This window comes from Streptomyces sp. NPDC001970, assembly GCF_053594115.1.
The window spans coordinates 1-26123 of record NZ_JBSFDW010000014.1; the positions used below are offsets into that span (position 1 = coordinate 1).

The 26123-nt window shown below is 71.4% G+C and carries 24 protein-coding genes, 2 tRNA genes and 1 pseudogene; 16 read left to right on the top strand and 11 right to left on the bottom strand.

The features are described from left to right. The first annotated feature begins 228 nt into the window (after window positions 1-228). From ACWCP0_RS18520 to ACWCP0_RS18540, 5 genes are all read left to right on the top strand, one after another. On the top strand, window positions 229-2088 hold the full coding sequence (locus ACWCP0_RS18520; protein ID WP_451079861.1) for a M50 family metallopeptidase: 1860 nt from the start codon (window positions 229-231) through the stop codon (window positions 2086-2088). Window positions 2089-2126: 38 nt separating this feature from the next. Continuing rightward, on the top strand, window positions 2127-2816 hold the full coding sequence (locus ACWCP0_RS18525) for a hypothetical protein (protein ID WP_451079862.1): 690 nt from the start codon (window positions 2127-2129) through the stop codon (window positions 2814-2816). Between the two features lie 126 nt (window positions 2817-2942). Next, window positions 2943-3236, top strand: a complete 294-nt coding sequence (locus tag ACWCP0_RS18530) for a transposase (protein ID WP_451079863.1) — start codon at window positions 2943-2945, stop codon at window positions 3234-3236. Beyond that, the gene (locus ACWCP0_RS18535) at window positions 3236-3553 is read left to right on the top strand and encodes an IS3 family transposase (RefSeq protein WP_451079864.1); all 318 of its coding nucleotides are present in this window, start codon (window positions 3236-3238) and stop codon (window positions 3551-3553) included. Before ACWCP0_RS18530 ends, ACWCP0_RS18535 begins: the two co-directional genes overlap by 1 nt. A 183-nt stretch (window positions 3554-3736) precedes the next feature. Beyond that, entirely contained in the window at window positions 3737-3979 is a 243-nt protein-coding gene (locus tag ACWCP0_RS18540; protein WP_451079865.1) for a hypothetical protein, read from the top strand. A 31-nt stretch (window positions 3980-4010) separates the two neighbouring features. Here the strand turns inward: ACWCP0_RS18540 and ACWCP0_RS18545 are convergent, their stop codons facing one another. Next, a complete protein-coding gene (locus ACWCP0_RS18545; RefSeq protein ID WP_451079866.1) occupies window positions 4011-4472 on the bottom strand; it encodes a helix-turn-helix domain-containing protein in 462 nt (153 codons plus the stop codon). 325 nt (window positions 4473-4797) lie between these two features. Further along, window positions 4798-4871, bottom strand: a tRNA-Lys gene (locus ACWCP0_RS18550). A gap of 149 nt (window positions 4872-5020) precedes the next feature. Between ACWCP0_RS18550 and ACWCP0_RS18555 the strand changes: the two genes are divergently transcribed. From ACWCP0_RS18555 to ACWCP0_RS18580, 6 genes are all read left to right on the top strand, one after another. Further along, on the top strand, window positions 5021-6658 hold the full coding sequence (locus tag ACWCP0_RS18555) for a peptidoglycan-binding protein (RefSeq protein WP_451079867.1): 1638 nt from the start codon (window positions 5021-5023) through the stop codon (window positions 6656-6658). Window positions 6659-6704: 46 nt separating this feature from the next. Continuing rightward, window positions 6705-8504, top strand: coding sequence for an SPFH domain-containing protein (locus ACWCP0_RS18560; RefSeq protein ID WP_451079868.1), 1800 nt, complete (start codon window positions 6705-6707; stop codon window positions 8502-8504). 131 nt (window positions 8505-8635) lie between these two features. Further along, entirely contained in the window at window positions 8636-9223 is a 588-nt protein-coding gene (locus ACWCP0_RS18565; protein WP_451079869.1) for a lytic polysaccharide monooxygenase auxiliary activity family 9 protein, read from the top strand. A gap of 35 nt (window positions 9224-9258) precedes the next feature. Continuing rightward, entirely contained in the window at window positions 9259-10938 is a 1680-nt protein-coding gene (locus tag ACWCP0_RS18570; RefSeq protein ID WP_451079870.1) for a long-chain-fatty-acid--CoA ligase, read from the top strand. Window positions 10939-11188: 250 nt separating this feature from the next. Continuing rightward, window positions 11189-12454, top strand: a complete 1266-nt coding sequence (locus tag ACWCP0_RS18575) for a sensor histidine kinase (RefSeq protein ID WP_451079871.1) — start codon at window positions 11189-11191, stop codon at window positions 12452-12454. Further along, window positions 12424-13083, top strand: a complete 660-nt coding sequence (locus ACWCP0_RS18580) for a response regulator (RefSeq protein ID WP_451079872.1) — start codon at window positions 12424-12426, stop codon at window positions 13081-13083. The genes ACWCP0_RS18575 and ACWCP0_RS18580 overlap by 31 nt, the downstream gene beginning before the upstream one ends. Window positions 13084-13364: 281 nt before the next feature. On the opposite strand, the gene ACWCP0_RS18585 is transcribed toward ACWCP0_RS18580, so the two are convergent. The 6 genes from ACWCP0_RS18585 to ehuB form a co-directional block, all read right to left on the bottom strand. Next, window positions 13365-13438: transfer RNA gene (locus ACWCP0_RS18585), tRNA-Lys, on the bottom strand. A gap of 102 nt (window positions 13439-13540) precedes the next feature. Then, a complete protein-coding gene (locus ACWCP0_RS18590) occupies window positions 13541-14299 on the bottom strand; it encodes an IclR family transcriptional regulator (protein WP_451079873.1) in 759 nt (252 codons plus the stop codon). Window positions 14300-14466: 167 nt separating this feature from the next. Next, on the bottom strand, window positions 14467-15249 hold the full coding sequence (gene ehuA, locus ACWCP0_RS18595) for an ectoine/hydroxyectoine ABC transporter ATP-binding protein EhuA (protein WP_451079874.1): 783 nt from the start codon (window positions 15247-15249) through the stop codon (window positions 14467-14469). Next, the gene (gene ehuD, locus ACWCP0_RS18600) at window positions 15239-15889 is read right to left on the bottom strand and encodes an ectoine/hydroxyectoine ABC transporter permease subunit EhuD (protein ID WP_451079875.1); all 651 of its coding nucleotides are present in this window, start codon (window positions 15887-15889) and stop codon (window positions 15239-15241) included. The genes ehuA and ehuD overlap by 11 nt, the downstream gene beginning before the upstream one ends. After that, window positions 15886-16551: an ectoine/hydroxyectoine ABC transporter permease subunit EhuC gene (gene ehuC / locus ACWCP0_RS18605; RefSeq protein ID WP_451079876.1), complete on the bottom strand. Its 666-nt coding sequence runs from the start codon at window positions 16549-16551 to the stop codon at window positions 15886-15888. The genes ehuD and ehuC overlap by 4 nt, the downstream gene beginning before the upstream one ends. Then, the gene (gene ehuB, locus ACWCP0_RS18610; RefSeq protein WP_451079877.1) at window positions 16548-17423 is read right to left on the bottom strand and encodes an ectoine/hydroxyectoine ABC transporter substrate-binding protein EhuB; all 876 of its coding nucleotides are present in this window, start codon (window positions 17421-17423) and stop codon (window positions 16548-16550) included. Before ehuB ends, ehuC begins: the two co-directional genes overlap by 4 nt. Window positions 17424-17465: 42 nt before the next feature. Here ehuB and ACWCP0_RS18615 point away from each other — a divergent pair, with 42 nt between their 5' ends. Beyond that, the gene (locus ACWCP0_RS18615) at window positions 17466-17963 is read left to right on the top strand and encodes a DUF3830 family protein (RefSeq protein WP_451079878.1); all 498 of its coding nucleotides are present in this window, start codon (window positions 17466-17468) and stop codon (window positions 17961-17963) included. Window positions 17964-18210: 247 nt separating this feature from the next. Here the strand turns inward: ACWCP0_RS18615 and ACWCP0_RS18620 are convergent, their stop codons facing one another. Continuing rightward, on the bottom strand, window positions 18211-19641 hold the full coding sequence (locus ACWCP0_RS18620; RefSeq protein WP_451079879.1) for an amidase: 1431 nt from the start codon (window positions 19639-19641) through the stop codon (window positions 18211-18213). Then, entirely contained in the window at window positions 19631-20584 is a 954-nt protein-coding gene (locus tag ACWCP0_RS18625) for a D-2-hydroxyacid dehydrogenase (RefSeq protein WP_451079880.1), read from the bottom strand. The genes ACWCP0_RS18620 and ACWCP0_RS18625 overlap by 11 nt, the downstream gene beginning before the upstream one ends. Window positions 20585-20685: 101 nt before the next feature. Between ACWCP0_RS18625 and ACWCP0_RS18630 the strand changes: the two genes are divergently transcribed. The 4 genes and pseudogenes from ACWCP0_RS18630 to ACWCP0_RS18645 form a co-directional block, all read left to right on the top strand. Continuing rightward, entirely contained in the window at window positions 20686-21492 is an 807-nt protein-coding gene (locus ACWCP0_RS18630; protein ID WP_451079996.1) for a maleate cis-trans isomerase family protein, read from the top strand. Then, window positions 21489-22256, top strand: coding sequence for a maleate cis-trans isomerase family protein (locus ACWCP0_RS18635; RefSeq protein WP_451079881.1), 768 nt, complete (start codon window positions 21489-21491; stop codon window positions 22254-22256). Before ACWCP0_RS18630 ends, ACWCP0_RS18635 begins: the two co-directional genes overlap by 4 nt. A gap of 59 nt (window positions 22257-22315) precedes the next feature. Further along, the gene (locus ACWCP0_RS18640; protein ID WP_451079882.1) at window positions 22316-23482 is read left to right on the top strand and encodes an LLM class flavin-dependent oxidoreductase; all 1167 of its coding nucleotides are present in this window, start codon (window positions 22316-22318) and stop codon (window positions 23480-23482) included. Window positions 23483-23649: 167 nt separating this feature from the next. Further along, window positions 23650-23975, top strand: a pseudogene (locus tag ACWCP0_RS18645) (carbohydrate-binding protein); the annotation flags it as partial. Between the two features lie 387 nt (window positions 23976-24362). Here ACWCP0_RS18645 and ACWCP0_RS18650 read toward each other — a convergent pair. Further along, window positions 24363-26099 (bottom strand): putative bifunctional diguanylate cyclase/phosphodiesterase, encoded by a 1737-nt coding sequence (locus ACWCP0_RS18650; protein ID WP_451079997.1) that lies wholly within the window; start codon window positions 26097-26099, stop codon window positions 24363-24365. Window positions 26100-26123 lie beyond the last annotated feature (24 nt).

The window sequence follows — 26123 nt, forward strand, 5'->3', positions numbered from 1 at the left end:
GAGGCCCTGGGCCGGCTCCGGTTCAGCTTCACCAGGACCACGAACGTGAGCGAGCGCGTCGCCTACGTCAGCGCCCACAACGAGTCGCTCGCGGCGAACTTCGACTCCCCGGACGCCATCGCGGCCTCCGAGGCCACCCAGTCCATCACCATCAGCCAGTAACAACGCCCGGAGTGTGCGGGCCGCGTTCTTGGGGGCGCGGTCCGCGCCGGGAGGAAGAGCAGGACGGTGACCGAAAGCCAAGGGGTTCACCCCGGTCCCGTGGGGGCGGCGGCCTGCGACGCGGACGAAACGTTTCCCTCGTACGAATACACGGAGATACTGTTTCCCGTTCCGCGGCGTGGCGCGGGACTCCAACTCCTCGGCGAATACCAGGGATCCGGTTTCACGGAGCGCAAGTATCTGGTTCGCCGCGGAGACGGGCAGGTGGTCCAGCTGTCCCGGTTGCTCTACCTGGTGACCGACGCCATCGACGGCGTACGGAACACCGAGACCATCTCGCACCGGGTCAGCGGGCGATTCGGGCGTGAAGTCAGCGCGGACAACATCGAGTACCTCATTGAGCAGAAGCTCGAACCGCTCGGCGTCACCGTCCCCTTCGGCCAGGAAAGCGACCAGGTCGCCGGCCCCACCACCGATCTCCTCCTGGTCCTCAAGGGCCATCGGGTGATCTTCCGTGAGCGGCAGGTCGCCCGTATCGCGAAGGCGCTCGCATGGCTGCACCGGCCATGGGTGGTGGCTCTGGTGCTGGCGGCGGCTGTGTGCGTGGACTTCTGGCTGTTCGCCATTCACGGAGCCATGCAACCGGTGCTGCAGGTGCTGGAGCAACCGGTGCTGATGCTGGCCGTCTTCATCCTGATCGTGGCATCGCTGGTCTTCCATGAATTCGGTCACGCCTCGGCGTGCAGATACGGTGGCGCGCGACCGGGAAGCATCGGCTGCGGTCTCTTCCTGATCTGGCCGTCGATGTACACCGAAGTCACCGATGTCTACCGCATCGGGCGGGCCGGCCGGATCCGGACCGATCTGGGCGGGATCTACTTCAACATCGTCTTCGTGCTGGGGCTCGCCTGCGCGTTCTTCCTCACCGGCCAGCCGTTCTTTCTTGCCGCGATCTACCTGGTGCACTTCGAGATCGTCGAACAGCTGCTTCCGGTGGTCCGGCTGGACGGCTACTACATCCTCGGTGACCTCGCCGGGATTCCCGACCTCTTCGGCAAGATCAAGCCCATCCTGAGGAGCATGCTGCCGGGTCGTCCGTTGGCTCCGGAGGTGGCCGATCTCAAGCGTCCCGCGCGGACCATCGTCACGGTCTGGGTGCTGATCATGGTGCCGCTGATCGCCGTCGAGCTCGGTTACGTCCTGTGGAACCTCCCGCGGTTGCTCAGCACCAGCTTGCGCTCCCTGGCGGAGCAGCTGGGCGGAACCTGGTTCGCCTTCTTCGACGGTCAGGTCACCGCAGGACTCGTCGGCGTCATCGGAAGCTTCATGCTCATCTGCCCGCTGGCCGGCGCGGCGTATCTCACCGTACGCCTGGTGGGGCGACTTGTGAGGGCCACCACCCGTGCCACCGAGGGCAACACCCGGATGCGCCTGGCCATCTGCGGCGGCGTGCTGGTGGGAGCCGGCGCACTCTGCGCGGCGTGGCTGGGCGGCATGACCCCCGAGGCGCTGCCGCGGCAGCCGCCCATCGCCCCCATCCTCCAGCCCGGCGTCCCGACGATCCGTCCGACGGCATCGGCACTCGCCGAAGAGCGGCCCAGCCCTGACCGCCCGGACTCGTCCGTGGGCACCAGCCCGCCGCCCGAGGCGGTCCCGCCCGCGCCCACTCCCGAGGTCAGCCCGTCCGGCGAGGCCACCTCCGCGAGCGCCTCTCCGTCCGCCGGCCCCGGTCAGGCCGCTCCGACGCCCAGGCAGACGAGCCCGACACCGAGCCCCAGCCGCACGTCGGCCTCGCCGTCGCCGTCGACCAGTGCCAGCTCTTCGCCCGGGACTCCGAGCGCTACGCCGTCCGGTTCCCCTTCGCCCTCGGTGACCTCCTCGGAGTCGCAGGGCACCACGGGGGGCCAGTGGCCCTTCGCATCGTGAACCCCCGATTTTCCCGTTCGTCCGTAAAGGAGCACCCAGTGACGCACCACCGAAAGCCACGCACCAGCCGAGCCGGTCGCAAAGTCGCGCAGTTGGGCATGCTGGCCGCCGCCTGCACGGCCGGCTTCGCCACCGCGAGCCCGGCCGGAGCGACATCGTCAGCACCGACCGGCACGCGCCATGTCGGCATCGCGGTGGACGAAGCACGCGCCAAGGCCGGTCCGAGGCATCGCGTGGACTACGACGACGAGTTCGCGATCCACGAGCTCGGTACGCGCGTCGGCGTCGGTGTGCGCAACAGGGCGTTCGCCCGCTCCGTAGGCTGCTCGCTCGACAACCCGTGCCGCGCGATCGCCCTGTCCTTCCAGGTCGTGACCACGACCGGTACCATCACGCGCCTCAACGCCACGAACACCAGCCGCGCGGTCAACGACCACTGCGAGGGCTGCCAGACGTTCGCAGGCGCCTATCAGTTCATCGTCTCCACCCCGTACTCGTTCACCCTGAGCCGCTCGGCCAGGAACGAACTCGCCGCGCTCGAAAGGCGGCTGAGCGACCTGGAGCGGAGCCGGGAGCCGGTCCACGTCGTCAAGGCCCGCGCCGATTCCCTCGCCTCCGAGGTCGTGGCCCTCCTCAAGGGGGCGGTGGCAGCCGCACCGCGCGGTGCGGCCGTGCACCCGCTGAGCAGCTTCCGGCCCACCGTCACCCTGCGGCGTCACATCGACTAGGTCCTGGCCGGCCGATCGGGCCGGACGGACGCTCCGTACTGCACCTCAGCCTCTCCCGGCCCGGGGATCCGTTCCCCGCGCCGGCAGATGGACCTCGTCTCCAGTCTTCCGGAGGGATGACCATCCATGAGCTACTCACCCGAGCTGCGTCGCCGGGCCCTCGACCTGCTCGCCGTAGGCGAGCCCGTGAAGAAGGTCGCCGTCGATCTCGGCCTCAAAGAGCGGACGATCTACCACTGGCGGCGCAGGTACCTGCCGCACTTCCGGAGCGGTCGGTCCGTCCCGCACACCGGGTCCGAACTCAACGCCGCATGCAAACGCATCTCCGAGCTGGAGGCAGAGCTCGCCGTCCTTCGGCGGGCGACCGAGCTGTTGTGGGACGCGACGTCCCCAAAAGGAGATTCGAGGCAGTACACGTGATGGCCTGCGAGGGTCTGCCCGTCCGGATCGCCACGAGGGCCCTGGGGGTGACCGAGTCCGGGTACTTCACCTGGCGCTCCCGCCCTGCCTCCGCACGGTCCGTCCGCCACTCCCGGCTCACCGAGGCCATCACCGCGATCCACTCCGCCTCGCACGGGACGTACGGGTACCGGCGTATTCACGACGAACTGACCCTGAGATACGGCATCGCGGTCAGCCGCGGAACGGTGCAGCTGCTGATGCGCCGGGCCGGCATCCAGGGTCTCGCCGGTGACAAGCGGCGCCGTGACCGGGGAGGCGGCCGGGGTCCCACCTGACGCCGGCCTGCGCGCATAGGCCGGCGGTCGTACGCCTGACGCGCCGAGACCTAGGTGGGACACACACCGGCGTCGCGGATGTCGCGGACCTTCCGAAGCGGCCCACCCGGGCTGACCTCACCCTCGACCTGTCCGAGTCCTTCGAGGCTTCGTACCTGAACGAGAGAGCGATCGGAACACGACATGGAATATCCGACATTTCCCACACCCCCGCTGCCCATCTCCGCATTCCTGCGCCCGTTCCTGCGCGTGGGGGAGGACCTGCCGGCAACGCAGGCGCACCAGGTGATGCTGCACTGTGCGCTGGACGCGGCGTGTCTCCCCGTGCGGTTGACCGACGCCCATGCCGTCGCTCGGATCTCCGAACTCGACTACCAGACGGTGAACGCCGTGATCAGTTGGCTGCGGACCCTGAGCGAGCCGTGAGCTCCGAAGTCTCGTTCAGCCGAAGTCTCGTTCAGTCGGAGTCGGAGTCGGAGTCGGAGCCGGAGCCGGAGCCGGATTCGGATTCGACGTCTGCGTCTGCGTCGGGGGTGGAGTCCGCGTCAGGGGCGGGGGTGCTGCGCAGAAGGGATTCGACGAGCGCGGTGACGTGTCGGCGGTCGGCCACGGACAGTCGCTGGACGCTGGCGATGAGGGTGGCGACCTCGGGGTCGGCGGCGGTGTCGGCCGGCTCCTCGAAGTACAGGTGGATCCCGCAGGCTTCGGCGGCGGCCCTGCGCACCGCGTCCAGGGGCAGCTCCAGCCCTCTGGCAAGGCCTTCGAGGGTGGCCTGTTGCGGCATGCGGGTCACTCGCTCGACGGTGGCCAGATGATGCACGGTGGAACGCGGGATACCGCCGCGCCGGGCCACGTCACCGTAGGACCAGCCCTGCTGCTCCAGCCGGCTCTTCACCAAATCCTGCAGTGCGTTGGCCACGGGAGGGTTCTTTCCTGCTAGCGATGCGTTGACGCGTACGGGTGAGGTCGAGTGTATGTCGGAGGGTGGGTGGCGCTTCCAGCGTCCGGCCCGGCATGGGCGACGAACCCCCGCCGCCGGGAGAACCGGAACTCGACAAGTTTTCCGGGCGCTCGGGATCAAGCGGATGTGGGGCGGGTCTGTGCGGCCCGGACCTGCGGCCACGACTGTCGGCGGACGTTGTCGGGGCGCACGGGGAGGGAAGGGCCGCGCGGCTCCGCGGGCGCATGCGAATGGGCGCCCTCGGAAGCCGAGAACGCCCAGGTCAGCGATGGAACATCGCAAGTGCGCCGCCAGGGACTCGAACCCCGGACCCGCTGATTAAGAGTCAGCTGCTCTAACCAACTGAGCTAGCGGCGCCTGCTGACCTGGAGAACTCTACCTGACGTCCAGGGGTACCCCTCACCATTTCCTTGCTCGTTCCGGCCTGTCGGATGGTCGTTTTTTCTCTTTGATCGGTAAAAATGCGACTTGTCAGGACAGACGAGACCGTGTTGGAGGGGCAGCGTATGACCGTTCCGGCCTTCGAGGAGTACGAGCCCGCCGCCGACTGCCCCTGCGCCGGATGTGCCCAGGAGCGGCGCGCGCGGGCCCGCGCGTCCGCCCTTTCGGTACGCGCCGGGGCTCACCAGGCCGTGCGCGGAGTCCGGCGCGCGCTGGTCCTGGCCGCCGCGGCGGGCGTGGTGCTGGGCAGTGGCGGCGGGGCGGCCGGGGCGGCGGTCCCCCTGGTCGAGGGCCCGGCGCCCGGCGGACCCGTCAGCGCCCGGGATCCCGAACCGGACACCCCGCAGGGCGGGCAGGGTCCGCTGTACGGCGGCCCGGACTCCGGCCCCGTGACCGGCCCGGCCGGCACGCCCGAGCTCCGCAGGACGACCCGCGCGGACATCATCAACCGGGCCAAACGCTGGGTGGACGCCGAGGTGCCGTACTCCATGAACGCGTACTGGTCGGATGGTTACCGGCAGGACTGCTCGGGCTATGTCTCGATGGCCTGGAACCTGACGGGCAACGAGTGGACCGGAAGTCTGGCGCAGTACGGGGTGCGGACGGACCGTCAGGATCTGCAGCCCGGTGACATCCTGCTGTTCCACAATCCCGACGATCCGGGCAAGGGTTCCCACGTCACCATCTTCGGCGGCTGGACCGACTACACGCACACCTATTACGTGGCCTACGAACAGGCGAGGCCGCACGCCCGTAAGCAGGCCACGCCGATGGCGTACTGGAACGACTCCGACTTCTATGTGGCATACCGCTACAAAGGGCTCATCGGCACGGACGCGACGTCAGACGGGTCGACGACCATGCCCCCGGCGTTCCCCGGGCCCTGGTACTTCGGTCCGGGCGCGAACAACACGTACATCACCCAGCTCGGGAGGCTGCTCGTGGAGCGGGGCGCGAAGAGTTACTACGGAGAGAGCCCGGGGCCGCTCTGGAGCGAGGCGGACCGGCGGGCGACCCAGGCGTTCCAGCGCGCACAGGGCTGGAAGGGCGAGGAGGCGGACGGTCTGCCCGACCTGCGCACCTGGCGCCTTCTGACCAACGGCACGGGCCGGGACATCCCGGGCGCAGAGGCATCGGCACAGGCACGGCCGCAGGTTCAGGCGGCGCAGGCGCAGGCGCAGACGCCGACACGGGCACAGGCAGAGGTGCAGCCGCAGGTGGAGGCGCAGACCCAGCCGCAGGCACAGGCGCAGGCCCAGCCGCAGGCGCAGGCCCAGCCGCAGGCGCCGACACGGGCACAGACAGAGGTGCAGCCGCAGGTGGAGGCGCAGGCCCAGCCGCAGGCACAGGCGCAGGCGCAGGCCCAGCCGCAGGCGCAGGCCCAACCGCAGGCGCAGGCGCAGACGCCGACACGGGCACAGACAGCGGTGCAGCCGCAGCCGCAGGCCCAGGTGCCAGTCCCGGTGTCGGCCTACCCGGGCCGGGCGCACTTCCGCCCCGGCCAGTCGAACGCGCATGTCGAGGAGCTCGGCCGCCAGTTGGTGGAGCGGGGCTTCGGCAAGCACTACACCACGGCGCCCGGTCGGCAGTGGACCGAGGCGGACCGCCGCAACGTCGAGGCGTTCCAGCGAGCCCAGGGCTGGCGCGGCGGTGCCGCCGACGGCTACCCCGGCCCCGAGACCTGGCGACGGCTCTTCTCATGACCCGCCGCCCACCAGACCACGCCACAACCCCGAGGAGGCGTCCCCGGTGACCCCCACGACCCCCAACCCCGAGGACACCGCGGCCCCCCTGCCGCCCGGCCTTCCCCGCCCGCAGGAGCTTTCGCTCCCGGTCCTCGACCTGGGCACGGCGACCGGAACCACGACCTCCGCGCCCGCCCCGGCGGTGACGTCCGCATCCACGGGCGCATCCACGGGCGCGACCGCGTCCGTGACCGGCGGTCCCAGGCCGGCCGAACCATCCGACCCCGCTGCGGCGCCGGATGGCAGCGGCACCGATCCCGGCCCCGTGTGGGCCTGGGGGCCGGTGGGCGGTCTGGCGACGGGACGGCCCGACGGCGACGGCGACGCGGTCGGTTCGGACGAGCGGGCCGATGCGAAAGGCGCCGACGCCGACGGCGTACGAGACGAAGCGGACCCCGCTGTCCGGCGACGCGACGACGCGTCGGTCGACTCCACGGGCTCGGACGTCGGTGAGCGCCTCGCCGGACCGCGAGCTGACGATACGTCCGGTGGCTCCGCGGATGTCGGCGTGAATGTGCCGGGCCTGCCGCGGGAGCCGTCCGGGCGGGAGGCCGTGGACGACGACGCCGGCGTGCCGGCGGTGCCCGCGCCCGCGACGGCGGGCCGGCGCACGGTCGTGATCGGGGCCGAGACGACCGGGGCGATTCCCGTGCACCTGCTGTTCCGGGACGTCCCCGGAGACTCCGCGGCTGCGGGGCACGTGGTCGCACCGGTCGCCGGGAAGGACTCCCGGACGGCTTCCGGGAAGGACGTTGCCGGCAAGGACGTTGCAGGCAAGGACGACGACGGGGGGCCCGACACCGTCGCCATGGCGCCTGTCGTTCCCTCCGGCCGCCGGGTCGCGACCGCACCCCGGGTGACCGTGGTCTCGCCGAGCCGGCGGCCCGCGCCGCCCGCGGACCCGAAGGTGCGGGAGCGGCCGGGGCCCGTGCTGCCCGGATGGGTCGCCCTGCTCGTCGGGGTCGTCGCACTCACCGGGTGCGCGGCCGTGCTGCACTGGGCCGGGGCCTTCCCGCGGGAGCTGACCGAGCTGTTCCGGCTGAGGCCGCGCCCGTACCACGGCATCGGCGGCGGTCAGTGGGCGCTCCTTGCCGTCGCCGTGGTCTTCGCGCTGTTCTCCCTCGGCGGCCTCGGCCGGGGCAGCGCGGGTCACGCCTGGGTCCTGACGCTGTTCGGCGAGTACCGCGGGAGCGTGCGCCGCAACGGCCTCCTGTGGGTCAGCCCGCTTCTCCTCCGCCGGAACGTCGACGTACGCCTTCGTCACTGGCGCAGCGAGCCCATGCCCGCCGTCGACGCGAACGGCACCGCGCTGCAGGCCGTCGTTCTCGTCGTCTGGCGGATCCAGGACACCGCGCGCGCCGTACTGTCCGTCGAGGACCATGAGGAGTACCTGCGGGAGCAGGTGGAGGCGGCGATGGCCCGGGTGCTCTCGCAGCTCCCCACCGACGCCTTCCACGAGGACGCGCCCACCCTCCGCAACGCCGAGGCCGTCGGCGACGCGCTGACGAAGACCCTGTCTGCGGAGTGCGTCCCGGTCGGCATCGACATCTTCTCCGCTCAGCCGACTCGTATCGAGTACGCCCCCGAGGTCGCGGCGGCGATGCGTCGGCGCCGTATCGCCGCGATCGAGGCCGAGCACCGGGACACCGTGCTGACCTCGGTGGTGGACGCGGTCGACGACACCGTGCAACGGCTCACCGTGCGGGGCCTCGTGGAGCTCGACGACTACGAGCGGAAGGCGCTGGTGCGGGATCTCACCGTCGCCTTCTGCACGGCAAGGGCAGGCGGGACGGAGGCACCGTGATTGGTCTGGACATGTTCAACGTTCGCCCATAATCTGGGACTTGGTCTAGACCGGAACGTGCACGACCGCACAAGCATCCGCACCGCACGGCACGCCTCACGGAACTCCCCCACGTTCTCAGGAGCGACAGCATGCGAAAGCGAATAGGTGCGGCCATGGTCGGCCTCGCGGTGGCGGGAACCTCCTTCCTCGCCACCGGCAGCGCCGGCAGCCACGGCTACACCGACTCACCGATCAGCCGTCAGAAACTCTGTGCCAACGGCACGGTGACCAACTGCGGTGAGATCCAGTGGGAACCGCAGAGCGTCGAGGGCCCCAAGGGCTTCCCGGCGGCGGGCCCGGCCGACGGAACGATCTGCGCCGGCGGTCTCAGCCGCTTCTCGCAGCTCGACGACCCGCGCGGCGGCGCATGGCCCTCGACGAAGGTCTCGTCGGGGCAGAACTACACCTTCCGGTGGCAGTTCACGGCCAACCACAGGACGACCGACTTCAAGTACTACATCACCAGGAGCGGGTGGAACCCGAGCCAGCCGCTCACCCGTGCGGCCCTCGACCCTCAGCCGTTCCTGACCATCCCCTACAACGGCCAGCAGCCACCGTCCACGCTCTCCCACTCCGGAACGCTCCCGTCGAAGTCCGGCCGCCATCTGATCCTGGCGGTGTGGACCATCCATGACACCCCGAACGCCTTCTACGCCTGCTCGGATGTTCAGTTCTGACGAACAGTCAGCTACTGTTCGGCGCCATGGGCGGGATGAACAGCGCCACGACCGTCGCGGAGCTGGTACAGCGCCAGTGGGGCGACCACAGGACCGGGCTGAGACACGAGGATCGCGTCCTCAGCCACCACCAGGTCGCCTCCGGCGCCGCCGCGAGGGCCGCGCTGCTCGCGGAGCTGCTGCCCCGGGGTGCTGAGCCGCACCTCGGGATCCTGCTCGACAACACTCCCGAGTTCCCGCTCTGGATCAGCGCGGCGGCCCTTGCCGGGGCCGCCGTCGCGGGCATCAACCCGACCCGCAGGGGCGCCGAGATCGCCCGCGACATCCTGCACACCGACTGCCGTGTGCTGGTCACCGAGCGCGCGCACCTTCCCCTGCTCGACGGTCTCGAACTGCCGGGCGTGCGGGTGCTGGTGACCGGCCCCGACAACCCTGAGTACGCCGCCCTCCTCGCGCTGTACGAGGGCGTGAAGCCCGGCGAGGCCGTCGCGCTGTCGGGCCGCGCGGTGCAGCCCGACAGCCGGCTGCTGCTGTACTTCACCTCCGGTTCGACCGGAGCGCCCAAGGCCGCGATCTGCAGCCAGGGGAGGCTCGCCGCGGCCGGGGCGTCGCTCGTCGCGCACTTCGGTGTGCGGCCGGACGACGTCCACTACATCTGCATGCCGATGTTCCACGGGAACGCCGTCATCGCGGACTGGGCGCCCGCGCTCGTGGCGGGTGCGTCGGTCGCACTGCGTCGGCGCTTCTCCGCTTCGGGCTTTCTGCCCGACGTCCGTGCCCACGGCGCCACGTACTTCACGTACGTCGGCCGGGCGGTCCAGTATCTGCTGGCCACACCGGAGCGTGAGGACGACCGCTCGCACTCCCTGCGGCTCGGCTTCGGCACGGAGGCGGGGGCGGTCGACGCGGCCCGCTTCGAGGCGCGCTTCGGGGTACGGCTCGTCGAGGGGTACGGATCCTCGGAGGGCGGCGCGGCCGTCCGGCGCACGCCGGGCACACCGCGCGGCGCGGTCGGGCGGGCGGCGCCGGGGGACGATCTGGCGGTGGTCGATCCGTCGACGGGCGAGGAGTGCGAGGCGGCGCGCTTCTCCGAGGAGGGCCGCCTGCTCAACGGCGACCGGGCGATAGGCGAACTGGTCAACCGCGGCCGCAACCCCTTCGAGGGCTACTGGCGCAATCCCGATGCGGACGCGGCGCGCGTGCGGGGAGGCTGGTACTGGACCGGGGACCTCTTCTTCCGCGATGAGGAGGGCTTCCTGTACTTCGCGGGCCGCACGGACGACCGCCTGCGCGTCGACAGCGAGAACCTCGCCGCCGCCGTGATCGAGAACATCCTGTCCCGCTGGGACCGCGCCGCGGGCGTCGCGGTCTACGCCGTCCCCGACCCCGTCTCCGGCGACCAGGTCATGACCGCCCTCGCCCTGCGTGACGGCACCGCCTTCGACGCGGCCGCCTTCGGGGACTTCCTCGCCGCCCAGCCCGACCTGGGCACGAAGATGGCGCCCCGCTTCGTGCGCATCGTGCGCCGACTGCCGGTGACCGCCACGAACAAGATCCACCGCGCGGCCCTGCGCCGCGAGTCCTTCCGCTGCCCCGACCCGCTCTGGTGGCGCCCGGGCGGCGAGCCGCACTACCGCCGGCTGACGGGGGACGACGTGACGGCGCTGCTGCGCGAGTACGAGTCCCACGACCGGGCTGCGCTGCTGGACCGGTGAGGGGGCGGCGCCTGCGGCCGGGGCTCTCCGCCCCCGAACCCCCGTGCTTCGCACGCAGGCAGGGCCGCAGTTCGGCCCGTCCGGCCTTCGAGGACGGACATCCGGACCACTGGACGGCTCAGGGCACCTCCCGGGGGTCCGTGGCCGAGCCCGGTTCGGGAACGGCCCTGGGGGTAGGGCCAGGTACACCCTGAAAGACGCCCCCTGGAGCCATGGTTCGGCCCATGAGGCGGGCCATAACGTGGGCGGCATGACAGCACGCACCCTCTGGCAGGCGCTGACCCGGCGCGACTACCTGCGGAGCAACTGGCCCTGGCGGGCCGTCGGGTACCTCCTGAGCAGCGCGCTCACCGGAGTGCCGGCTCTCGTCGGCCTGGTGCTGCTCGGTGCGTTGTCCGCCGTCGCCGTGGGCCTGCCCCTCCTGGTGCTCAGCGGCGTCGCCCTCGCCGTCGTCGAGCGCCGCCGCCTGCGGATCGCGGACCTGGAGCCCACCCACAGTCCTCACCGCACACCTCCGGAGCCCGGCATAGCCGCCTGGGCCAGGACCCGGTTCACGGAGCAGGCCACGTGGCGGGAGCTTGCGTACGGGGTGGTGCACGCCATCGTGCTGTGGCCGCTCGATGTGCTGGCCGTCGTCTGTGGCGTGGGCGTGCCCCTCGCCATGACGGCCGCGCCGATTCAGCTCGCCGTCGACGGGGACGAGGCCCGCGTGGCCAAGCTGTGGCTCGTCACGGACCACCCCGCGGCCCTCGCCACGGCCGCCGCCGGCCTCGTACTCCTCGCCGTGCTGCTCTATCCGCTCGGCGCGCTCGCGGGTGCCCGCGCCGCTCTCACCCGTGCGCTCCTCGCCCCGCGCGAGGCCGAACTCCGCACGAGGATCGGCGAGGTGACCCGTTCCCGCGCCCGCCTCGTCGACGCCTTCGAGGCCGAGCGCCGCCGTATCGAGCGCGATCTGCACGACGGCGCCCAGCAGCGGCTCGTCGCGCTGACCATGACGCTGGGCCTGGCCCGGCTCGACGCCCCGTCCGGCGGCCCTCTCGCCCAGCGGCTCGTCACCGCGCACGAGGAGGCGGGGCGCGTGCTGACGGAGCTGCGCGAGCTCATCCACGGCATCCACCCGAAGGTCCTGGAGGACTACGGCCTCGGCGCGGCTCTGGCCGACGCCGCCGACCGCGCCTCCGTACCCGTGGACACCGACGTCGAACTGCCGCGCCTGGACCGCTCGGTGGAGACCGCCGCGTACTTCGCGGTCTGCGAGGCCCTCACCAATGTGGACAAGCACAGCGGCGCCCGTCGGGCGGGGCTCACCGCCCGGCACACCAGGGACCGCCTGACCGTCGAGGTCCGGGACGACGGCAAGGGCGGCGCGTCCCCGGACAAGGGCACCGGCCTCACCGGACTCGCCGACCGTGCAGCCGTCCTGGATGGCACACTGTCGATCACCAGCCCGCCGGGCGGGCCCACCGTCCTGCGACTGGAGATACCGTGCCGGACCGACACGAACCGCTCCGGGTAGTCATCGCCGAGGACAGCGTGCTCCTGCGCGAGGGCCTCACCGGACTCCTCCAGCGCTTCGGTCACGACGTCGTCGCCGCCGTCGGCGACGCGGACGCCCTCCGCGCAGCCGTCTCCGCCCATGAGCCGGACATCGTCGTCACCGACGTACGCATGCCGCCCGGCCTCAAGGACGAAGGACTGCGGGCCGCGGTCGACCTGCGCGCCGAGCGCCCGCGGCTGCCCGTCCTCGTCCTCAGCCAGTACGTCCAGCGCACCTATGCCACCGAGCTGCTCGACTCCGGCGACGGCATCGGCGTGGGCTACCTGCTCAAGGATCGCGTCGGCCACGTCGAGGAGTTCATGGACGCGCTGGTCCGCGTCGCGCAGGGCGGCACGGTCGTCGACCCCGAGGTCGTACGCCGGCTGCTGCGCCGCCGCCGGGACCCGCTGGAGCAGCTCACCCCGCGCGAGCGGGAGGTCCTCGCCCTGGTCGCCGAGGGAAGGTCGAACGCCGCGATCGCCCGCGCACTGGTCGTCACCGAGGCGGCCGTGGGCAAGCACATCGGGAACATCCTGGCCAAGCTCGACCTGCCCCCGGCCGAGGACACCCATCGCCGGGTCCTGGCCGTCCTCGCGTATCTGCGCTGACCTCCGCGCCGCTGAGCCGCTCGCCTCCGTCGACGATCCGGCGAAGGTGACGCAGGTCACGGTCGGTGGGGTGCCGAATCCACGCGCGTGAGGAGCTGGGAAGGCGTCCCATGCCCGGGCGGCGGCGACCGGACCCGCGCGGCCGCGGACTCGGCCGCCCGCTCCAGCAGGCGGGTGCCACTGGGCGGTGGTCGCGGAGCGGACGGGCCGAGACGGGTGCTGTGGCTGACGCGGAAAACCACTGGAGCCCCTCGCGACTGCGAGGGGCTCCAGTGAGGTTGTGCGCCGCCAGGGACTCGAACCCCGGACCCGCTGATTAAGAGTCAGCTGCTCTAACCAACTGAGCTAGCGGCGCGGGCTGCCGTTCTCGCCGCTCTCCGCGGCTGACGACAGGATTAATACTACCTGGTCCGGAGGGGTGCTCCCGACCAGCCGCGCCCGAGGGCCGTGCCCGGGCCTACAGCGTCAGCGACAGCACGACCGGTGCCGCCTTCCGGTTCAGCGTCTCCGCCGCCGAGCGCAGCCGGTGCGCATGCTCGATCGGGAGCGAGAGCGCCAGGCAGCCCACAGAGGATCCGGCCGTCAGCGGCACCGCCGCGCAGACCGTGCCCACCGCGTACTCCTGCAGATCCAGCACCGGGACCGTGGGCGGCTGCGAGTCCAGCTTCGAGAAGAGGATCCGCTCGTTGGTGATCGTCCGCGACGTCAGCCGGGCGATCCTGTGTCGCGACAGATGATCCCGGCGGCCGTTCTGGTCGAGCTGGGTGAGCAGGCACTTGCCGACCGCGCTCGCGTGCGCCGCCGAGCGGAAGTCGACCCACTCGTTGACCTTCGGGGTGCGCGGGCCGTCGGCGAACTGGGTGATCTTCACCTCGCCGTCGATGTACCGGCTGATGTAGACCGCGGCGCCGACGGAGTCGCGCAGCTCGGTGAGGGTCTCCTGCAGCTTGCGCTCCAGGGCCTCCCGCCGCGTGGCGCCGGAGCCCACCAGGACGAGGGAGTCGCCGATCACATATGCGCCGTCCGCGACCTGCTCCACATAACCCTCGCGCCGCAGCATCAGCAGCATCGAGGCCAGATGACCGGTGGGCAGACCGGTCTCGCGCGCGATCTGGACGTCGGTGACCCCGCCGCCGTGCCTGGAGATCGTCTCCAGAACGCGCAGGGCGTATTGCACCGAGTGGAACGGCGCGGTCGGCTCCGGCTTCAGCGCCACGGTTTCCCCCTACCAGGTTGTGACCGCAAGCTTCCGTACCACGATAGCTGCCAAGAACCGTTCTCGGGGCGCCTCTTGGCGAGAATTGTGCCGCGCCCCAGCACCATATGCTGGGGCGCACGACAATGGCATATGCCAAAGTCAAAGTAGGCACGAGGAAGGAAAGGTCAGAGCACCGCGCCGAGAAACTCACGAGTACGGTCGTGCTCCGGCTCGGAGAAGATTTTCTCCGGCGACCCGGACTCGACGACCTTTCCCGAGTCGAACATCAGCACCTCGTCCGAGATGTCCCGGGCGAAGTTCATCTCATGGGTCACACAGAGCATCGTGATGTCGGTGGTTCGGGCGATGTCCCTGAGAAGATCCAGCACCCCGGCCACCAGCTCCGGATCGAGCGCCGACGTCACCTCGTCCAGCAGCAGCACCTGCGGTCGCATCGCCAGCGCCCGCGCGATGGCAACCCGCTGCTGCTGGCCGCCGGACAGCTGGGTCGGCCGGGCGTCGCAGCGGTCGGCGAGCCCGACGAGATCCAGCAGCTCGCGGGCGCGCTCCTCGGCCTCGTCCCGGGACAGACCGAGCACCCGCACCGGCGCCTCGGTGAGGTTCCGCAGCACGCTCATGTTGGGGAAGAGGTTGAACTGCTGGAAGACCATGCCGATCTTCTTGCGCACGTCGCGCCGCTGCTTCTCGTCGGCGGGGTACAGCCGGCCGCCGTTGACGTCGATCGTGCCCTCGTCGGGGCGCTCCAGCGTCATCAGCAGCCGCAGGATCGTCGTCTTGCCGGAGCCCGAGGGCCCGATCAGCGTGACGTGCTTGCCGGGGCGGACCGAGAAGCACAGGTTGTCGAGGACGGTGTTCTCCCCGAAGCGCTTGGTGACGTTGGTGAAGCGGATGAGTTCCTTCTGGCTCTGATTCCGGTTCTGCTTCTCGTTCTGGCTGTCAGCGGGCAAGGCGGCGCTCCAGGGTCCGTACGAGCAGGGAAGCCGGGTAGGCGATGAGGATGAAGGCGATGCCGACGACCGTCAGCGGTTCCGTGTACTGGAAGGTCGCCGCGCTCTCCAGGCGCGACTGCTGGAGCATCTCCAGCACGCCGATCCCGGCGAGCAGCGGGGTGTCCTTGAGCATCGCGACGACGTAGTTGCCCAGCGCGGGCGCGATCCGGCGGACCGCCTGCGGCAGGATCACCGCGAACCAGGTCCGGTGGGTGGGCAGGCTCAGTGCCGTTGCGGCCTCCCACTGCCCGGCCGGTACGGCGTCGATGCCGGCCCGGTAGACCTGTGCGGTGTACGTCGAGTAGTGCAGCCCGATCGCGATCGTGCCGGTGGTGAGCGCGGAGAACTGCACACCCCACTCGGGCAGCACGAAGAACAGGAAGAACAGCTGCACCAGCAGCGGGGTGTTCCGGATGAACTCGGTGACGAGCCCGACCGGCCAGCGCACGAAGCGCGGACCGGCACGCAGCCCGAACGCCCAGACCAGGCCGAGCGTGAAGGACAGCAGCGAGCCCAGCACCAGGATCTGCAGCGTGACCAGCACACCGTCCCAGAACCGTGGCATGAAGTCCGCGACCGCGGACCAGTCCCATGTCATTTCGCCACCATCCCGATCCCGGCATTGGCCTTGGTACGGCGCTCCAGCGCCTTCATGGAACGGGTGATGGCGAAGGCGAGCACGAAGTAGATCACCAGCGTGACCGTGTAGATCTGCGCGCTCTCCTGGGTCGCCAGCCGCACCAGATACGCCGCGAACGACACATCGCCCACGCCGAGCAGCGACACCAGTGCGGTGCCCTTCAGCAGCTCGACCAGCAGATTGCAGAAGGAAGGGACCATCTCGGGCACGGCCTGCGGCAGCAGGATCAGCCGCATCCGCTGCCAGGGGGTGAAGCTGAGCGCGACCCCCGCCTCACGCTGCGCCGGGGCCACCGCGTTCAGCGCGCCGCGCACGATCTCGGCGCCGTACGCCCCGTACGAGAGCCCGAGCGCGAGCACCGCCGCCCACATCGGCACCAGCTGCCACTCCAGCAGCAGTGGCAACACGAAGAACAGCCAGAACATCAGGATCAGTGCCGACGTTCCGCGGAACACCTCGGTGTAGAAGCCGGCCAGGAAGCGGACGAAGCGCGAGCGATGAGTTCTGGCCATACCCACACCGAAAGCGACGACGGCGGCCAGGGCCGCGCTGTACACGGTGAGCTGGATGGTGATCCAGATCCCCGGCAGCACCCAGTTCTGCCACAGTCCGGCTGTCATCGGCACAGCTCCTTCGCCGTGAGCTCCGTCATCTCGCTCTCGGTGAAGCCGAACCGGCGCAGGATGCGGAAGAGTTCACCGCTCTTCTTCATCCGGTGGATCTCGGCGTTGAACGCGTCCCGCAGCTCGGTGTCGGCAGGACGGAAGGCGAAACCGCCGCCGTCGATCTTCTCCTTGCCTTCGACCACCGCCGCGAACGGTTCGGTCGCCTCCGCCCTGCTGCTCTTGCGCACCACTTCGCGGGTCGTGAGGGCGGTACCCGCGAAGACGTCGACGCGCCCGGACTCGACGGCGTTCAGTCCGGCCACCTGGTCCTGCAGGATGACGATGTCCTTCTCCGGATAGCCGGCCGCGACCGCGTACCCGATTTCCGCATAACCGGTGCCGGTCGCGAATTTCGCCCCCGTCCGCACCACGTCCTCGTAAGTGCGCAGTTTCTTCGGATTGCCTTTGCGCACGATGAAGGAGTCCAGCATCTGGTATTCGGGGTCCGAGAAGATGACCTGCGCGCAGCGTTCCCTGTTGATGTACATCCCGGCGGAGACGACGTCGAACTGCTGCGAGTTGAGGCCGGGAATGAGAGACGCGAAGTCCGTGGCGACGGGCTGGACATCACGTATGCCGAGCCGACGGAAAACGGCCTTGGCGAGCTCGGGGGCCTCACCCGTGAACTCGCCCTGGTCGTCGATGTAGCCGTACGGCACCTCGCCCGCGATCCCGAGACGCACCGTGCCCTGCGATCTCAGCCGGGCGAGCGAGTCGCCCGAGGGCACCCGGGCGCAGCCCGCCGCGGCGAGTGCGCCTCCCGTACCGAGCAGCAGCGTGCGCCGCCGTATCGCATGTCTGGTGTGTTCAGCCGTGTGGGGAACCATGGGCGCGCGGCTACCCGGCGCGAGGCGGGGTATGCGTAGCCAATGGCCGATCGCTTCATCGACGTTTCACTCGCAAAGCGCGGGGTCCACTGCACCGCGCGCCTCCTCGACGACCGGGCGCCCGTGACCTGCCGCATGGTGTGGGACGCGCTGCCGCTGGGCGGTGACGTGTACCACGCGAAGTACGCGCGCAACGAGATCTACGCCCTCTTCGCCGCCTTCGCCGACCGGGAGCCGCCGCTGGAGAACCCGACGGTGACGCCGATTCCGGGTGACCTCTGCTACTTCACCTTCAGCGGGACGGAACTGGGAACGGCGGCATACGGCTACGACCGGGACGACGTCGGCCGGCGGCCGGTGACCGTGGATCTCGCGCTGTTCTACGAGCGCAACAACCTGCTGCTGAACGGGGACACGGGCTGGGTCCCCGGGACCGTGTGGGGCCAGGTGGTCGACGGCCTGGACCGCATGGCCGACGCCTGCCAGGACCTGTGGCGCGCGGGTGCCTTGGGGGAGACGCTGACGTTCCGTCGGGCGTGACGACGGACGCGCCGCCCGGCCCCGGGCCCCGTCGTGACCGGTGCCCTGTCACGGGCCCGCGCGTCCGTCCTCGAACGCCGGACGGGCTGAGAACCAGCGGGCGTGGGGATCGAGGACACGGCCGAAGGCCGTCCGGGGCCGGGGGCTTGCCCCCGGTTCGGGAAGGGGCGGGGCGGGGCGGGCGGGATGTGCCGATGTGCGGCTCGGCCGCGTGGGCCTGCCGCAGACGCCACCCGCCCCCCACGCCCTACAAGGCCGGCGCCGGGATCGCCGCCGCCCCCGATTCGTACAGCGCATGGGCGGCGCGCAGCACCAGGGCGTCCGCGTGGCGCGCCGCGACCAGCTGGACGCCGATCGGGAGACCGTCCGCGTCCACCCCGCACGGCACCGTCGCCGCCGGCTGCTGCGTGAGGTTGAAGGGGTACGTGAAGGGGGTCCACCCCGTCCACCGACGGTGCCCGGAGCCGCGCGGGACCTCGACGCCCGCCTCGAAGGCCGTGATCGGCAGCGTCGGCGTGACGAGCAGGTCGTACGACGTGTGGAAGCGCCCCATCCGCCGCCCCAGCTCCATCCGCGCGTCCACGGCCGCGAGATAGTCCAGCGCGGACGCCCGCGCCCCCGCCGCACAGATCTCCCGCAGCCCCGGGTCGAGCAACTCCCGCTGCTCCGCGCCGAGGTGCTGCACCAGCCGGGCGGCTCCGCTGAACCACAGCGTGTGGAAGGCGTCCACCGGGTCCGTGATGTCCGGGTCCGTCTCCTCGATGTACGCGCCCAGCTCCGCGAGCCGCGCGACCGCCCCGCGGACGGCCGCGGCGACCGCGGGCCGGACGGCGACCTGTCCGCCGAGGGACGGCGAGTACGCGATCCGCAGCCCCTTCACACCCGCGGCGCCCACGGCGAGCCCCTGGCTCGTCGCGGCGGTGGGCGGCAGCTGCGACCAGTCCCGCCAGTCGGGCCCGGCGATCACGTCGAGCAGCAGCGCCGCGTCGGCCGCGTCCCGCGTCATCGGCCCCGCGTGGGACAGCGTGCCGAAGGGGCTCGCCGGGTAGAGCGGGATCCGGCCGTACGTCGGCTTCAGCCCGAAGATCCCGCAGAAGGAGGCCGGGATGCGGACCGAGCCGCCGCCGTCCGTCCCGATCGACAGCGGGGCCGCGCCCAGCGCGACGGCCACCGCGCTGCCGCCGCTGGACCCGCCCGACGTCCGCGTCACGTCGTACGGATTGCGGGTGACCCCGGCGAGCGGGGAGTCCGTGACACCTTTCCAGCCGAACTCGGGCGTCGTGGTCTTGCCGACGAACACCGCTCCCTGCTCACGCAGCCGCGCCACGGCCGGGGCGTCCTCGTCCCGGACGGCCGTGGCGGGACGCACGGTCCGCGATCCGCGCAGGGTCGGGGCACCCGCCTGCAGCAGAAGGTCCTTGACCGTCACGGGTACGCCGTCGAGCGGGCCGAGCGGCTCCGCGCGGCGGCGGCGCGCCGTGGCCGCATCGGCCTGGGCCAGGGCCTGCTCGGCATCGACCCGGACGAACGCGTTCACCGCCGGCTCCACCGCTTCGATGCGCTCCAGGACGGCGCGGGTGGCGTCCACGGGAGAGAAGTCTCCCCGCTCGTAGCCGGCGATGAGTTGACGGGCGGTCAGGGCGGTCAGGTCGCTCGTGTCGATCGGCTCAGGAGTCATGAGTGGGGACGTACCCACGTTTCTTGTCGACCACGTTCGCCAGCGGCTTTCCGGCCGCCCACAGGGCGAACAGTTCGACGAACTGCGCGCCGAGCCGGTCCCGCCAGCCGACCGTGTCGCCGCTCATGTGCGGCGACACGATCAGTCCCGGAACGTCCCAGAGCGGGCTCTCGGGCCCCAGCGGCTCGTGCTCGAACACATCGAGGGCCGCGCCCGCGATCCGCCGCCCCGCGAGCGCCGCGACCAGCTCGTCCTCCACCACCAGCGCGCCCCGCCCCACATTGATGAAGCGGGCCGACGGCTGCATGAGCGCGAAGCGCCGCGCGTCGAACATGCCGCGCGTCGCGGGCGTGAGCGGCGCCGCGCAGACGACCCAGTCGGCGCGGGCGAGCAGCCTGTCGACGTCCTCGGCCCCGTGCACACCGGGACGGGCCGTGCGCCCGGTGACGGCGACGGTCACCCCGAGCGCCCGCAGGGTGCGTGCGACGGCCAGGCCGATGGGGCCGGCGCCGACGACGACCGCCCGGCTCTCCGCGACCGGCAGGCCCTCGCGGTGCCGCCAGCGCCGCTGCCGCTGGAGCTCCAGGGTGCCGGGGAGGTCCTTCGCCATGGCGAGCACCAGGCCGGCCACGTACTCGGCGATGGGGTCCTCGAAGATCCCGCGCGCATTGGTCAGCACCGTGTCCGACGCGACGAGCTCGGGGCACAGCAACCGGTCGACGCCCGCACTGGGGGTGTGCACCCAACGGGGCCGCGGGCCCGGACCCGGCCAGGCCCGGCGCACCGCGTCGGAGGTGAAGTCCCACACCAGCAACGCGTCGGCGTGCGGAAGTTCGGCGGCGAGGCGGCGGCCGTCGGCGTATCTGATGTCGACCTGTCCGGCGAGCGCTCCGAGGCGTGGCGGAGGGTCTGCCTCCAGTACGAGAAGAATCGGGACCGGCATCGCGGAGAAACCGTTTCTGAACGTCTGACATGTACGGATTGACCCACGCTCGCACCCGAACCTACCGTCGTCAACAAGACGTAAGGGGGCCTGCCGTGAATGTGTCCCTCGAAGTTTCCTGGCTGGGCGGACCGGCCCCGCAGCGGGGAATCGGCGTGGTCGCCCCCTTCGACTTCGCGCTGGACCGTGAGCTGTGGCGCTGGGTGCCCGACGGCGTCTCGCTGCGGCTGACGCGTACGCCGTACGTGCCGGTCGAGGTCTCCCTCGATCTGGCCCGGCTGGTCAGCGAGCACGAGACGCTCGGCGAGGCGGTGCGGGCCCTGTCCGCTTCCGAACCGGAGGTCGTGGCGTACGCGTGTACCAGCGGCAGTTTCGTCGGCGGACTGGCGGGCGAGCGTGCCATGTGCGAGGCCATGACCCAGGCGGGTGACGTGGCCTCGCTCACCACGTCCGGCGCCCTGCTCGAGGCCGTCGAGGAGCTGGGGGCGGGCCGTATCGCCCTGGTCACGCCCTATACGGAGTCGGTGACCCAGGCCCTGGAGGAGTACCTGGGCGAAGCTGGGGTAGCGGTCACGGGTCGCGCCTTCCTGGGGCTGACCCGGCACATCTGGAAGGTGCCGTACCGGTCCGTGGTGGACATGGCGCGCCAGGCCGTGGTGGGCGCGGCGGACGCGCTCTTCATCAGCTGCACCAATCTGCCGACGTACGACGCGATACCCCAGCTGGAGGCGGAACTGCGCATGCCGGTGATCTCCGCGAACCAGGTCACGATGTGGGCCGCGCTGCGGCGGATCGGGGTGTACGCGGTCGGCCCGTACCAGGCGCTGCTGATGGACACGCCGGCCCCGTCGTCCGGCGAGGGCGACAGGGCCCAGGGACTGCCCGAGGAACAGGAAGGATGGACATGACGACCGTCGGACTCCTCTACCCGGGGTACTCCGCCGAGGACGACTACCCGCGCATCGCGGTCCTGCTCGACAGCGACGTCCGGCTGCCGCTCTTCCACACCGACATCGGCGAGGACGCGCACCGGACGGACGCGCTGATCGAGATGGGGGCGCCGGAGCGGCTGGCGGCCGGCGTAGAGGAGCTGCGGCTCGCCGGGGCGGAGTCGCTGGTGTGGGCCTGCACGAGCGGCGGTTTCATCCGGGGGTGGGCGGGTGCCCAGAAACAGATCCGGGAGCTGGCGCAGGCGGCGGGGCTGCCGGCGTCGAGCACGTCGTTCGCCTTCGTACACGCGGTGCGGGCGCTGGGCGCCACACGGGTCGCGGTCGCGGCGACGTACCCGGAGGACATCACCGCGTCCTTCGCGGAGTTTCTGCGGGCGGCCGGGCTCGAGGTGACCGCGGCGCGGGCGAGCGGGATCGTGACCGCCGCCGAGGTCGGCACCTGGGGGCGCGAGCAGGTCGTCGGCCTGGCCCGCGCGGGGGACGACCCGAGGGCGGAGGCGGTGCTCATGCCGGACACCGCCCTGCACACCGTGGCGTATCTGGAGGAGCTGGAGGCGGAGCTGGGCAAGCCGGTGCTCACGGCGAACCAGGTGACGGTGTGGGAGGGGCTGCGGCTGGCCGACCGCAGGGCGTGGGCGGACGAGCTGGGCACGCTGTTCGCCCGCCCCGACTGGGACCGGTCCGAGTGGAGGCCCGACCAGGAGGAACGGCGCCGGGAATAAAGCGGAGAGAGCCTCCTGTTAGGTCTGTGACGACGCAAGACAATGCAGGAGGCCCCTCCGTGGACGCAGTGGACGCAGGCGACGACATCCGTGGCTCGGCGGCCGGAACCGCCCCCGTCCCCCTGTCGGTACTGGACCTGGTCACGGTCGGCAGCGGCAGCACCGCCACCGAGGCCCTGCGCACCAGCGTGGACATCGCCCGGCTCGCCGAGCGCCGCGGCTACCACCGCCACTGGGTCGCCGAGCACCACTCCATGCCGGGCGTCGCCTCCTCGTCCCCCGCCGTGATCCTGGCGCATCTGGCCGCCCACACCGAACGCATCCGGCTCGGCTCCGGCGGCGTGATGCTGCCCAACCACGCGCCCCTGGTGATCGCCGAGCAGTTCGGCACCCTGGAGGCCCTCGCCCCGGGCCGTGTCGACCTGGGTCTCGGCCGGGCGCCCGGCACGGACGGCGCGACCGCGGCCGCGCTGCGGCGCACCGAGCTCCCCCGTAGCCCTTCGGGCACGGGAGGTACCCCCATCCACTCGGGTGCCGACGACTTCCCGCAGCAGCTCGCCGAGCTGACCCGCTTCCTGGACGACGACTTCCCCGACGGCCACCCGTACGCCCGTATCCACGCGGTACCCGGGCCGGTCCAGGCCACGGCGGCGGGCGGCGTCCAGTCCCCGGCCCGCCCGCCGGTCTGGCTCCTCGGCTCCTCCGGCTTCAGCGCCCGGCTCGCCGGAATGCTCGGTCTGCCCTTCGCCTTCGCCCACCACTTCTCGGCGCAGAACACGGTTCCGGCGCTCGACCTCTACCGCGACACCTTCCGCCCGTCCGAGGTCCTGGACGCCCCCTACGCCCTGATCGGCGTCTCCGCCCTCGCCGCCGACGACCCCCGCGAGGCCCGTCGCCAGGTCCTGACCGGCGCCCTCTCCATGGTTCGGCTGCGCACCGGGCGGCCGGGTCTGGTCCCGACGCCCGAGGAGGCCGAGGCGTACGAATTCAGTGCCATGGAACGGGAGTTCGTGGACAGCTGGCTCGTGAACATCGTCCACGGCACGCCGGACGAGGTCCGCACCGGCCTTGACGACCTCCAGAAGCGCACGGGCGCCGACGAGTTGATGATCACGGCCAATGCGCACGGCGGCGAGGCGCGCCTGCGTTCGTACGAGCTGATCGCGGACGCGTACGGACTGCCGGACGGGCCGGAGCGGGCGGACCGGCCGGGGCCGGTCGGGTAAATCCTGGGTTTCGCGGGCGGAATCGTCCACGCGTGAAGCACCCGCCACGGCTCCCTCAAGGCAGCCTCAAACCGCTCGTCACCGATGGTGGCGAGCGGTTCGGCATATGCCCGGGACCCTCCGACGAGGGCTTTCTCTTCCGGATGGGTCTAGTCCTTGATGTGAGCCGGGGTCTCGCGGGCGCGATGATGTACTCGCTGCTGGGCCTGGACGCCGACACGACGCTGTTCAACGAGATCGTCACGGCGGTCGGCGCTTCGCCGGTCGAGCCGACCCCGACCCCGACGCCCACGCCCACTCCGACGCCCACCCCGACTCCGACGGACCCGCCGTCCGGCTGCCCCGTCGCGGCGTGGGACCGGGCTGCCGTCCACACCGCCGACAACCAGGTCTCCCACAACGGCCACAAGTGGCGGGCCAAGTGGTGGACCCAGGGCGAAGAACCAGCACTACGGGCGAATGGGGTGTCTGGCAGGACCTCGGCGCCTGCTGACCCGCCTCACCCCCTGACCACTGCCCCCGCCCGGGACGTCTCGCCCGGCCGGGGGCAGTTCCACGTCCACGTCCACGTCGGGGCAGGGGCCGGGGCCGGCGTCGGGATGGCGGGTGCCGGGTGCCGGGTGCCGCTGCGCGGGGCCCTTCCCCTACCCGCCCCTTCCCGAATCGATGGCTCCGCCCCCGAACCCCCGGAGCGTGCCCGGTACCGTGCGGCGGCCCGCGTGTCCGTCCTCAGTCGCCGGACGGGCTTCGAGGGAGCTCATCCCTCCACGCCCGCAGGGGGCGAGGCGTCCAGGACTGGGCGAGGTGCCCAGGGCCGGGCGAGGCGTCCAGGACCGGGCGAGGCGTCCAGGACCGGGCGAGGCGTCCGGGACCGGGTGGGTCACACCGCCAGGGGGCTGACCCCGCCGATCATCCCGTCGATACGTTCAGGCGCCACCGCCCGCGAGTACAGCCAGCCCTGCCCCGTGTCGCAGCCGATGCGTCTCAGACGCTCCGCCTGCCCCGCCGTCTCGACGCACTCCGCGGTGACCGTCAGGCCCAGGCGGTGGGCGAGTTGGACCATCGCCTCGACGATCGTCTCGTCGGCAGGGTTCGGGTGCGCGCCGTCGTCGTAGCGGAAGCCGCGGACAAACGATCCGTCGAGTTTCAGTACGGATACCGGAAGCCGGCTCAGGTACGCCAAGTTGGAGTAGCCGGTGCCGAAGTCGTCGATGGCGATGCGCACGCCCATGTCGCTGAGTGCCTGGAGGGCCTGGAGCGGGCGGCCCGCCGAGCCCATCACCGCCGATTCGGTGAGTTCCAGCTGGAGGAGATGGGGCGCGAGCCCCGTCTCGGCGAGGATGCCGGCGACGTCCGCGACGAGGTCGGAGTCCCAGACCTGGCGTACGGCGACGTTGACGCTGACGAAGATCGGTGCCGCTCCCGGGTGGTCCGTCTGCCACTGGCGGGCCTGGCGGCAGGCCGTCCGCAGCACCCAGCGGCCGAGCTGGACGATCGAGCCGTCTTCTTCGGCAATTCCGATGAACCGATTCGGCGCCAGCGTGCCGAACTGCGGGTGGTTCCACCGCACCAGCGCCTCGACCCCCCGCACCGCTCCGTCCGCCATCCCGACCAGCGGCTGGTACTCGAGCGCGAACTCCCCGCGCTCGACGGCCGGCCGGAGCGTCGACGACAGTGCCTGTCGGGTCATCCGGTGGGCGTTGCGCTCGGGGTCGAAGAGGGTCCAGCGGGCCTTTCCGTCCGCCTTCGCCCAGTACAGCGTCGTGTCCGCGTCCTGCATCAGGCCGGTCGCCGTCGTCCCGTCCGCGGCCCGCTCCACGACACCGATCGACGCCGAGACCGACAGCCGCTGCCCGGCCAGGTCGAACGGCTGCTGGAGCGCGACGAGTACGGACCGTGCCAGATCGGCGAGTTGTTCCGTGCCCGTGGAGTCCTCGACCAGGATCGCGAACTCGTCACCGCCGAGCCGGGCCACCAGGTGCCCGCCGTTGCGCGTGTAACCGTCGCTGTCCGCGCACTCGGTGAGCCTTGCCGCCACGGCCGTCAGGAGCCGGTCGCCGACGCGGTGGCCGAGTGTGTCGTTGACGGCCTTGAAGCCGTCGAGGTCGAGGTAGCAGAGCCCGATCCGGCCCGTGCCGCCGTGTTCGTACGACGACGTCTCCAGGGCGGCGCTGAGCCGTTCGAAGAACAGCGTGCGGTTGGGCAGCCGGGTCACCGGGTCGTGCATCTGGAGATGGCGCAACCGCGCCTGGAGTTCACGCCGGTCGCTGATGTCCGCAATGGACAGGAGAACGCGGCGGCTGTCCGGCACGGGTGCGACGGTGACCTCCGCCCAGAGGGCGTGTCCGTCGGCGTGCTTGAGCCGGCGCGTACAGCGGAAGCGGGAGCGTCGGCCGCGCAGCACCTCGCGGTACGCGTGCCAGGTGCGGCCGTCGGACGCCAGGTCGACGAGGTCGGCGGCGGACTGCTCGTGGAGCGTGGCGGGCTCCGTGCCGAGGAGCGTCGCGAGCGCGTCGTTCGCGGAGACGACGAGGCCGTCGTGGTCGACGACGGCCATGGCGAGCTGGGCGGTGTTGAAGGCGGCGCGGTAGTCGCTGAGTTCCGCGGTGGCCGGCAGGGCGGGGCGCGCGTCGGGAGCCGA

Excerpts from the sequence above, each read along its gene's own strand:
- ACWCP0_RS18530 (WP_451079863.1), top strand. The coding sequence starts at position 2,943 with ATGAGCTACTCACCCGAGCTGCGTCGCCGGGCCCTCGACCTGCTCGCC.
- ACWCP0_RS18535 (WP_451079864.1), top strand. The coding sequence starts at position 3,236 with ATGGCCTGCGAGGGTCTGCCCGTCCGGATCGCCACGAGGGCCCTGGGG.
- ACWCP0_RS18540 (WP_451079865.1), top strand. The coding sequence starts at position 3,737 with ATGGAATATCCGACATTTCCCACACCCCCGCTGCCCATCTCCGCATTC.
- ACWCP0_RS18555 (WP_451079867.1), top strand. The coding sequence starts at position 5,021 with ATGACCGTTCCGGCCTTCGAGGAGTACGAGCCCGCCGCCGACTGCCCC.
- ACWCP0_RS18565 (WP_451079869.1), top strand. The coding sequence starts at position 8,636 with ATGCGAAAGCGAATAGGTGCGGCCATGGTCGGCCTCGCGGTGGCGGGA.
- ACWCP0_RS18570 (WP_451079870.1), top strand. The coding sequence starts at position 9,259 with ATGAACAGCGCCACGACCGTCGCGGAGCTGGTACAGCGCCAGTGGGGC.
- ACWCP0_RS18575 (WP_451079871.1), top strand. The coding sequence starts at position 11,189 with ATGACAGCACGCACCCTCTGGCAGGCGCTGACCCGGCGCGACTACCTG.
- ehuD (WP_451079875.1), bottom strand. The coding sequence starts at position 15,889 with ATGACATGGGACTGGTCCGCGGTCGCGGACTTCATGCCACGGTTCTGG.
- ehuC (WP_451079876.1), bottom strand. The coding sequence starts at position 16,551 with ATGACAGCCGGACTGTGGCAGAACTGGGTGCTGCCGGGGATCTGGATC.
- ehuB (WP_451079877.1), bottom strand. The coding sequence starts at position 17,423 with ATGGTTCCCCACACGGCTGAACACACCAGACATGCGATACGGCGGCGC.
- ACWCP0_RS18615 (WP_451079878.1), top strand. The coding sequence starts at position 17,466 with ATGGCCGATCGCTTCATCGACGTTTCACTCGCAAAGCGCGGGGTCCAC.
- ACWCP0_RS18620 (WP_451079879.1), bottom strand. The coding sequence starts at position 19,641 with ATGACTCCTGAGCCGATCGACACGAGCGACCTGACCGCCCTGACCGCC.
- ACWCP0_RS18625 (WP_451079880.1), bottom strand. The coding sequence starts at position 20,584 with ATGCCGGTCCCGATTCTTCTCGTACTGGAGGCAGACCCTCCGCCACGC.
- ACWCP0_RS18635 (WP_451079881.1), top strand. The coding sequence starts at position 21,489 with ATGACGACCGTCGGACTCCTCTACCCGGGGTACTCCGCCGAGGACGAC.